The sequence below is a fragment of the Bartonella fuyuanensis genome (genome assembly GCF_014197255.1).
Taxonomy (GTDB): Bacteria; Pseudomonadota; Alphaproteobacteria; order Rhizobiales; family Rhizobiaceae; genus Bartonella; species Bartonella fuyuanensis.
Genome location: NZ_JACIFE010000032.1, coordinates 1 through 7,678, shown reverse-complemented (window position 1 = coordinate 7,678; position 7,678 = coordinate 1). Strand labels below are relative to the sequence as shown.

At 35.5% G+C, this 7,678-nt stretch carries 8 protein-coding genes and 2 pseudogenes; 6 read left to right on the top strand and 4 right to left on the bottom strand.

Going from position 1 to position 7,678, the window contains the following annotated elements:
* Positions 1-613 precede the first annotated feature (613 nt).
* Entirely contained in the window at positions 614-1,810 is a 1,197-nt protein-coding gene (gene carA / locus GGR08_RS07320) for a glutamine-hydrolyzing carbamoyl-phosphate synthase small subunit (RefSeq protein WP_183194673.1), read from the top strand.
* Positions 1,811-2,762: 952 nt separating this feature from the next.
* On the opposite strand, the gene GGR08_RS07315 is transcribed toward carA, so the two are convergent.
* The gene (locus GGR08_RS07315; RefSeq protein ID WP_183194672.1) at positions 2,763-3,929 is read right to left on the bottom strand and encodes a tyrosine-type recombinase/integrase; all 1,167 of its coding nucleotides are present in this window, start codon (positions 3,927-3,929) and stop codon (positions 2,763-2,765) included.
* A gap of 172 nt (positions 3,930-4,101) precedes the next feature.
* Between GGR08_RS07315 and GGR08_RS08435 the strand changes: the two are divergent.
* Positions 4,102-4,374: pseudogene (locus tag GGR08_RS08435) on the top strand (hypothetical protein); the annotation flags it as partial.
* A gap of 273 nt (positions 4,375-4,647) precedes the next feature.
* Here the strand turns inward: GGR08_RS08435 and GGR08_RS08550 are convergent.
* The 3 genes from GGR08_RS08550 to GGR08_RS07295 form a co-directional block, all read right to left on the bottom strand.
* Positions 4,648-4,779 carry a hypothetical protein gene (locus GGR08_RS08550; RefSeq protein WP_281377825.1) on the bottom strand — a complete coding sequence of 44 codons (132 nt, stop codon included), beginning with the start codon at positions 4,777-4,779 and terminating at the stop codon, positions 4,648-4,650.
* A gap of 97 nt (positions 4,780-4,876) precedes the next feature.
* Positions 4,877-5,200 carry a type II toxin-antitoxin system PemK/MazF family toxin gene (locus GGR08_RS07300; protein ID WP_210273974.1) on the bottom strand — a complete coding sequence of 108 codons (324 nt, stop codon included), beginning with the start codon at positions 5,198-5,200 and terminating at the stop codon, positions 4,877-4,879.
* Positions 5,200-5,424 (bottom strand): antitoxin MazE family protein, encoded by a 225-nt coding sequence (locus GGR08_RS07295; protein WP_183194670.1) that lies wholly within the window; start codon positions 5,422-5,424, stop codon positions 5,200-5,202. Before GGR08_RS07295 ends, GGR08_RS07300 begins: the two co-directional genes overlap by 1 nt.
* Before the next feature lie 223 nt (positions 5,425-5,647).
* On the opposite strand from GGR08_RS07295, the gene ssb reads away from it, so the two are divergent.
* The 4 genes and pseudogenes from ssb to GGR08_RS07275 all read left to right on the top strand — a co-directional run bounded on the left by ssb (position 5,648) and on the right by GGR08_RS07275 (position 7,299).
* Positions 5,648-6,097, top strand: coding sequence for a single-stranded DNA-binding protein (ssb, locus tag GGR08_RS07290; protein ID WP_183194669.1), 450 nt, complete (start codon positions 5,648-5,650; stop codon positions 6,095-6,097).
* Positions 6,098-6,107: 10 nt separating this feature from the next.
* A pseudogene (locus tag GGR08_RS07285) lies at positions 6,108-6,642 on the top strand (hypothetical protein).
* Positions 6,643-6,706: 64 nt separating this feature from the next.
* Positions 6,707-6,907, top strand: coding sequence for a type II toxin-antitoxin system HicA family toxin (locus GGR08_RS07280; RefSeq protein ID WP_183194668.1), 201 nt, complete (start codon positions 6,707-6,709; stop codon positions 6,905-6,907).
* Positions 6,904-7,299 (top strand): type II toxin-antitoxin system HicB family antitoxin, encoded by a 396-nt coding sequence (locus tag GGR08_RS07275; RefSeq protein ID WP_011180290.1) that lies wholly within the window; start codon positions 6,904-6,906, stop codon positions 7,297-7,299. The genes GGR08_RS07280 and GGR08_RS07275 overlap by 4 nt, the downstream gene beginning before the upstream one ends.
* Positions 7,300-7,678: the final 379 nt, after the last annotated feature.

The window sequence follows — 7,678 nt, the reverse complement described above, 5'->3', positions numbered from 1 at the left end:
GATTTGCTTTTTAGGATCTATTCATACATGCCAATCTTATATAAAAAATGGTCAAATGAATCATACATAAAAGGATGGATTCTTAAGTGGATTCAATATAAAATAATTACAAATAATCTATTGATTTTATTGTATTTTTATGACGTACTTCTTTCTTCATGATACGCATCAATGCTTCACACTGTTAAAGCATTTTAGTGAAAACAAACTGGATTTCCTGATCATCCGCTTATAGTTTCCCTTCATCATAATAGAATATCATGATCCCTAATTGCAGCATTCGTTGAACGAAGTGTAAATCCGTGCACTATCTTGCGTTTTCAAAGCGGCTCGAAGAGCCGCATTAATCTGATCACGCACATAAATTTATCCAATTTTGTTCAAGCAGAAAATGCCTCCTAACTAATCCTTATCTAGCTTGCAATGCAAGATAAAAAAGAATTAAGGACTTGATCTTAGAAAAGATAAAAACAAGACTTTACCTCTTCATGAAATGTATTTATACTTTTTATTAAAAAAAATATTACCAAAATAATACACAGCATCTGTTAAGTGGTGTGATTTTTGTATAAAGTTGATTTGTAGCTTTCAGAAAATATCGTGGATACACACTATGATACAAACGATTTCATCTAGCAGCCCTTGGAATGTCAGTAAACCTACAGCCCTCTTAGTATTAGCTGATGGAACCGTTATTGAAGGAAAAGGAGCAGGTGCTACAGGGATCATTGAAGCTGAGGTGTGTTTTAACACAGCTATCACAGGCTATGAAGAAATCCTCACAGATCCATCATACACACAACAAATCGTTAATTTTACATTTCCTCATATAGGAAATGTGGGAGCAAATAGTGAAGATATTGAAGCTCTCACTCCTCTCAATTGTCATGGTGCTGTTGGCGCTATTTTTAAAGCGGACATTACGCATCCCTCAAATTATCGCGCCAATGAAAACCTTCATCAATGGCTAAAAATGCGTAAAATTATTGCTCTGTGTGGTGTTGATACACGTGCACTCACAATTCTTATTCGTGAAAAGGGTACACAAAATGCTGTTATTGCGCATGATCCTGATGGAAATTTTGATATTCCTTCTTTAAAGAAACGTGCGCAAAAATGGCATGGTCTCGTTAATCTTGACCTTACGAAAGAAGTGACATCTCAGTCATCAATGCAATGGAATGAAAAACCATGGAGTTGGAATAAAGGATACAGTACAAACAATGTGCACAACCTTCATATCATTGCAATTGACTATGGTATTAAACGCAATATTCTTCGCCTTATGGCAGCACAAAAGGCACGCATTACTGTTGTGCCTGCTCACACAACTGCCAAAGAAATTCTGGCAATGAACCCTGATGGCATTTTCCTTTCCAATGGACCAGGAGATCCTGCAGCTACAGCTCAATATGCCATTCCAACAATCAAAACATTAATTGATCATAATTTACCGATTTTTGGAATATGTCTTGGACATCAGCTTCTCGCTCTTACGGTTGGTGCAAAAACCGTAAAAATGCACCAAGGACATCATGGTGCTAATCACCCAGTTAAAGATCTTAACACTGGAAAAGTTGAAATTGTATCGATGAATCACGGTTTTGCCGTAGATACTGCCTCTTTACCACAACAGGTTCAAGAAACACATATTTCTCTCTTTGATAGTTCAAACTGTGGGATCCGAATCATTGGAAAACCAATTTTTTCTGTTCAGTATCACCCCGAATCTTCTCCCGGACCACAAGATAGTCACTACCTTTTTCATCATTTCCATGATCTTATTATGAATTATAAAAAAATCTCTTAAACTAAAATTTCTCTTCTTCTAGCTTTTCTTCTTCAAATTATATCGCTTTTCTATAGATTAACTATATTGCTTTTATGCATACAACTCATTGAATAATAATTCTTAGTCGTCATTTCACACCTTAAATGAGAACGCTGAATATCATCAATTTTTCTCATCCTCTTCCTCTTAAGATTGTATCAATCAAAATCATTGATTTACATACCCCAAGCAAAATAAGTGTAGCGATAGCAATTATTTTTTTAAAGAGTTAAGTACCTAACCATAGCAGGAGCAGACCAAGAACTATCTAACATTGGAAACGAACAAAGGGAATAGTAGGACTGCATCTTTTATATAAGTAAAGATAGTAGTGCACGGTGGATTTTATACTATTTACAGTGACTTTTATCTTATATTTTTCATCAACGCTAGCACGAAATTGGTGGAAAACACATTGAAAACTATCTCTTCAAAACAAGTGCTAGATTCATAATCCAAGACAGTTTTGAATCTTCTATTTTACATAATGAAGTATCATCTCTATTTAAAAGAATGAAAAAACAAAAGTGTAAAGCAATGCAACAAATCTCTACTCTTTAAAAGATATTATCGTAGATGGTTTTGAAAGCCGTAAAATTAAATAAAAAAGCAATGGCAAAACTGAAAACTGCTTTGTAGTCTTACAATTTTATATTCCGCCAAAATTAATATGAAGCAATTTTGCACTTTCACGGTCTGTTAAAAGAATATCATTTTCTGTCATTCTAAAATCCTTTCACTATAAAAATGGAAATAAATCATAAGTATTTATTAACCACATTTTGGTTTAATTTTAAAGGTATTTTATTTATAGAAAACAATATTTTATCATATAAATTCTCATGTGATAAATTATGAGTCTAATTGAGAAGGAATGAGAGGGAAGAGAGCTAAAGTTATCCACAGATCATGGGGTTATGCACCCCATATCTTAAGATTGACTAGTGACATAAGCCGCCCATTTATCCATATAAACACGGCGCTGTTCTAGATAGTCAGTGCGACGATAGGCACGCTCTACTTTACCGCCGACCGTATGAGCTAAAATGGTTTCAGCGACCTCATAGGGAGCATCGGTTGTTTCAGCAAGCCAATCGCGTAAACTAGAACGAAAACCATGCGGGCAGGCGTTTAGTCCAGTCTGTTGCATATATTGAGCCATACAATTTGCAGCGAGGGGACCGCGACCAGTTGCAGAAAAAAAGAAATCATTACGAGAAAGCAACCGCGCTTGTTTTAAAATGTCTAATGCTTCAGATGATAAGGGCACACGAAACTCTTTTGTTGTATCACGCTTGCCTTTCATATTTTCAGCAGGGATAGTCCATATATCGCCATCAACTTGATCTTTATGAATATGACGCAAAGGATTTGCGCGAACACCTGTCAGAATAAGCAACCGCAAAGCCAGTTGTGTTATGTTTTGTGTTTTACAGAGTGACTGATAAAAGGCAGGGACATCTTTCCAATCCATCGCTGGTATATTTTGCGTTTTATGAAGTTGCTTGCCTAAAAGAGCGCGTGCTTTTTCTGTTGCTTGTAAATCAACATCCAATCCTAATGCAGCCGCATGTTTGAGACAAAGATTAAGACGGTTCAGTGCTTTCTCTGCTGTTGCAGCTTTTGAATGCCAAATGGGAGTAAGAATATTGCGTATCTCAGTTTGTGTAATCTCTGAAACGGGCAGACAACCTAATTTAGGGAGAATATGAAGGCGTAATGGTAAAAACCAACTTCCATTCTTACCATCATTTTTTAATTCAGCTTTCCGACTTTCAAAAGCCTCTAAAGCAATATCTTTTAAATAATGGAGATTGCTTATTGCTTCACGCTTTTGTTTCTCACGTTCTTTAATAGGGTCACGCCCTTCACGTAGAACAGAGCGCCATCCTGTTGCCAATTCACGGGCTTGTTTTAAAGAAACATCTCTTAAAGCACCCAATCCCATTTCACGACGGCACCCATGAAGGGTATACCGTAAAATCCATTGAGCACCTCCATCTTTACGCTTATGAAGAATCAAGCCGGCACCATTATTATATTTGCCAGCCCCCAATGTTGCGACAGATCTTGCATTAAGAGGGTTCATAAGAGCCATTTTTAATTCTTTCTTATACAAATTTGATCCACACACTCATCCCACTTGTGATGTGCGAATGAGTGGTTTTGATTGATTCAAGATAAGCAGGTTTGAAATGAGAGAATCCTACGTTATTCGAGACTCTCATTCAACATACAAAACAGTGAATTATCATTATAAATCAATGCATTGTAAAGTTGATTACAGTACCAAGGCGCAAGTGAAAGCTTGGCTATATGGTGGTGAATTGCCAAGAAGCGTGGTGAGTTGTGAAGCGTTGATAGATGAGGTAAATGCGAAAATCAAAAAACTTACAAAGAAAGATCGTTTGATTTGTAAGATTACAGATGATGGTTAGAGTGGGTACCCATTGTCTTGTGATGAAATAGACCGTGAACTAGAAAAAGCTCTTGATATTCAATTGAGTAGATACAAAAGAAGGAAACAAAATACAAAACATTAATCAAAAGAGCAAAACAGGTTTTAGCAAGACCGATTGTGAAAGCGGCTTAGTTTTTTAATATAACTCTCTATTCTTTGCTTTTTAGAGAAGGGAGAGGTCACCGCATTGAACGAAGCATAGCATCACGTAAAATGGCGTTAATCCGGGTCTGGTAGCCTTTAATCTTTGACTCTTAAGCCATGCTAATACGTCTGAATCCACACGCACTATTGTGACAGTTTTCTTTGATCTATAGAATAGATTGCGAACAGCTGTTTTCCAGAATGCATCATCTCATGTTGGAATATCACTATGATCAATTACACTGTCCGGCATTGCCGCTAGTTCATCAATTTCAACCCTTCGTTTATCTATCAAAGGCGATAAATTACCTACGTCAATCTCATAACGAAATTTCTTCTTCATAACGTTTCGTCTCTTTCAAGTTGGCACACCGCACTGAAATAATATCGAACACTTTGGCGCTTACCCCGATAGCAAAACAATAACATGAGGCGCTCATTTATTTTACTATTCCCAAAAATACAGCTAAGCAGCGTTCAATTTCCACTATTTTATCTGCATGAATGGAGCCAAAAGCTGGGCTAATTTTTTCACATCTTACCGTCATAATCTTATCAATCATGACTTGAGAAGTCTTTTGTAAACCATTTTTAGTATCTGGTTGGAGAGTAATGCGAAGTAATGGCGCTGCAACAAGTGTACTAGTAATGGGTAAAACCGTTACGCTTGTATGTTCACTAAATTGATTGGCTTGAATGATTAACGCAGGTCTTGGTTTACCAAAATCGCCTTGCATAGCTATTGTGACGAGAGATCCACGCATCATTCTGTCCAGCCATCAATATCCATGAAAGATTGATCCATTAATAACTGCATAGATGTCTCTGTTTTATCCATTTTTGCGACTAAGCGACATTGGCGGCGACACTCTTCTGCAAAGTTTGGTTGACGAGTATCTGGTACCCAAATTTGCATTAAGCGCAAACCTGCTTTTCTTTGTGCGTTGCGATGTTTTTGAACGCGTTCATTGACGTGCATTGTAGCCATAACAAAATCTCCATTATGTTTCATGTAACGTATAACATAGAAAAAAGTTACATGAAACAAAATTTTGAATAAATTCGCGAAATTCAATTTTTTACCACGAAGGCTATAAAACATAATTTTATATGTTAAAAAATAATAATATCATTTTGAAATAATTGAAAAAATAATAAAATTATGATAAGATTTTTTATGTATAAATTGCTAATCTAATGGGGCTACAAATATGCTAAACAAAGTGATATTAATCGGACGCCTTGGTGCTAATCCCGAAAGCAAAACGATGACTTCTGGAGCAGAAATAGTCAATTTTAGTATAGCGACTTCTGAAAGCTATACAGATAAAAAAACCAATCAAAAAGTAGAGAAAATAGAATGGCATTCCATTGTGGTTTTTAATCCGCATTTAGCAAAAATTGCTCTTCATCTCAACAAAGGTTCAAAAGTTTACGTAGAAGGAAAATTACAAACACGCAAATGGCAAGATAAAAATGGGCATGACCGTTACACAACAGAGATTGTCTTGTCACAATATAAAGGTGAACTGCATTTGCTTGATGCGAAGAAAGAACAATCAGCATCCCCTACCCCTTCACCCATTACTTCTCAAAATTATGCTATCGCTTCAGGTGCTCAAGATTATAGAACAGCTCTTAACGATAGCGTCCCATTCTGATTGAAAAAATATGGCTAAAAGAAAAAAACATGCAAAACGTGGTCGTCCTCGGATTAAAGGATGTAACAGAGAACCAAATGGTCGTATCTCACGAGCCAAAACACCACATGAATCCATAAATAAATTGGCAATAGAAATGCGTGCCAAACGCTTTGGCTTGACCATAGAAGAGGCTAAAAATCCGCTTTCCGGTCTATATTGGGCGGCTTTATTTGCAAGGCGAAATCAATCAAGACCAATATGATGCTGCGCAAAAATATCTTGAAGTCAGAAATGATTATCTATGTGCAAAAACATTACCTAGTGCAATTTATGATAAAATGCCCTCATCTTCTGATGAAGCAGCTAGAAAAAAATGGGTTGAATTTGCAACAAAACAATTTTTGAATATGCAAGAGGTAATAAAAGAAACACAACACCTTTACAGACAGTATAATTTTTATGCTGCGCTACAGTATCTTGTTAGTGAAGATCAAGAATTACCATACCTTGTACCTTCATTGCAGATAATCCTTAACGCTCTCCAGAAATATTTTGATTATTAAAAATATTGACTTAAAATAAGAAAAAATGTAGTGTGTAAATATATACACATTATAAGATTAGGGAATGGAACAAAACAGCCGAAAGATAATTGCAAAATTAAAACGCAATGGCTTTGAACTTATCAAAGTAAAAGGTTCGCACCATAAATTTAAAAAAGATGATAAGGTTGTTATTGTTCCACATCCTAAGAAAAATCTTCCAATTGGTACAGCGCGTTCTATTGCACTACAAGCAGGATGGTTAAAAAAAGGAGAAGAAAAATGAAAAGATTTTTTGCTCTTGTTCATAAAGATGAAGATTCTGCTTTTGGTGTTCAATTTCCTGATTTTGAAGGTCTATTCTCTGCTGCTGATGAAGAAGAAAATCTTATCATAAATGCGACTGAAGCTTTGCAACTTTACTGTGAAGATATGGATACAGTGCCTGTTCCTTTAAAATTTGAAGAAGTGATACAACAGAAAGCTGTCAAAAAAGCCTTGTCAGAAGGAGCTTTTTTAATACAAGTTCCTTTTATTGAAAATGATTCAGAAGTCGTACGTACAAATATATCAATTGAACGAGGGCTTTTGCGTGCAATTGATAATTGTGCACAAGAAAGAGGTTTAACAAGATCTGCTTTTTTAGCAACAGCAGCCCGTCACGAGCTTAATATTTAGTTCATCGATATAGATAAATTTCTCACTCTAGACTTTTTTGTAAAAGCGTATAATTACGTATAATCTACAAAATATTAATGAAAATCAAAAAGCGGCAGGCAAACAAAACGCTATAGTCAAGAGTGATATAACTATCATTGATATCATATACACGGCATCTAGTATTTCTGGACCTGTCATTTCCTTTTCCTTTTATAATAATTACTTAATAATTTATAAAATCTAAAATGTTTTAGAAAATTCTATATATTCTGTTTTAAAATAAAAAAATACCAGATATAGATTTTTTCTCTTGACAATACGTGAAAAATCGTATTTAGTGGCAGTATGGCACTGGTCGTATTGCGTCTAAAATTCAAAAATATCCCCTAAAATTTGA

Coding starts and splice junctions, on each gene's coding strand:
- carA (WP_183194673.1), top strand. CDS start 614: ATGATACAAACGATTTCATCTAGCAGCCCTTGGAATGTCAGTAAACCT.
- GGR08_RS07315 (WP_183194672.1), bottom strand. CDS start 3,929: ATGGCTCTTATGAACCCTCTTAATGCAAGATCTGTCGCAACATTGGGG.
- GGR08_RS08550 (WP_281377825.1), bottom strand. CDS start 4,779: ATGAAGAAGAAATTTCGTTATGAGATTGACGTAGGTAATTTATCGCCT.
- GGR08_RS07300 (WP_210273974.1), bottom strand. CDS start 5,200: ATGCGTGGATCTCTCGTCACAATAGCTATGCAAGGCGATTTTGGTAAA.
- GGR08_RS07295 (WP_183194670.1), bottom strand. CDS start 5,424: ATGGCTACAATGCACGTCAATGAACGCGTTCAAAAACATCGCAACGCA.
- ssb (WP_183194669.1), top strand. CDS start 5,648: ATGCTAAACAAAGTGATATTAATCGGACGCCTTGGTGCTAATCCCGAA.
- GGR08_RS07280 (WP_183194668.1), top strand. CDS start 6,707: ATGGAACAAAACAGCCGAAAGATAATTGCAAAATTAAAACGCAATGGC.
- GGR08_RS07275 (WP_011180290.1), top strand. CDS start 6,904: ATGAAAAGATTTTTTGCTCTTGTTCATAAAGATGAAGATTCTGCTTTT.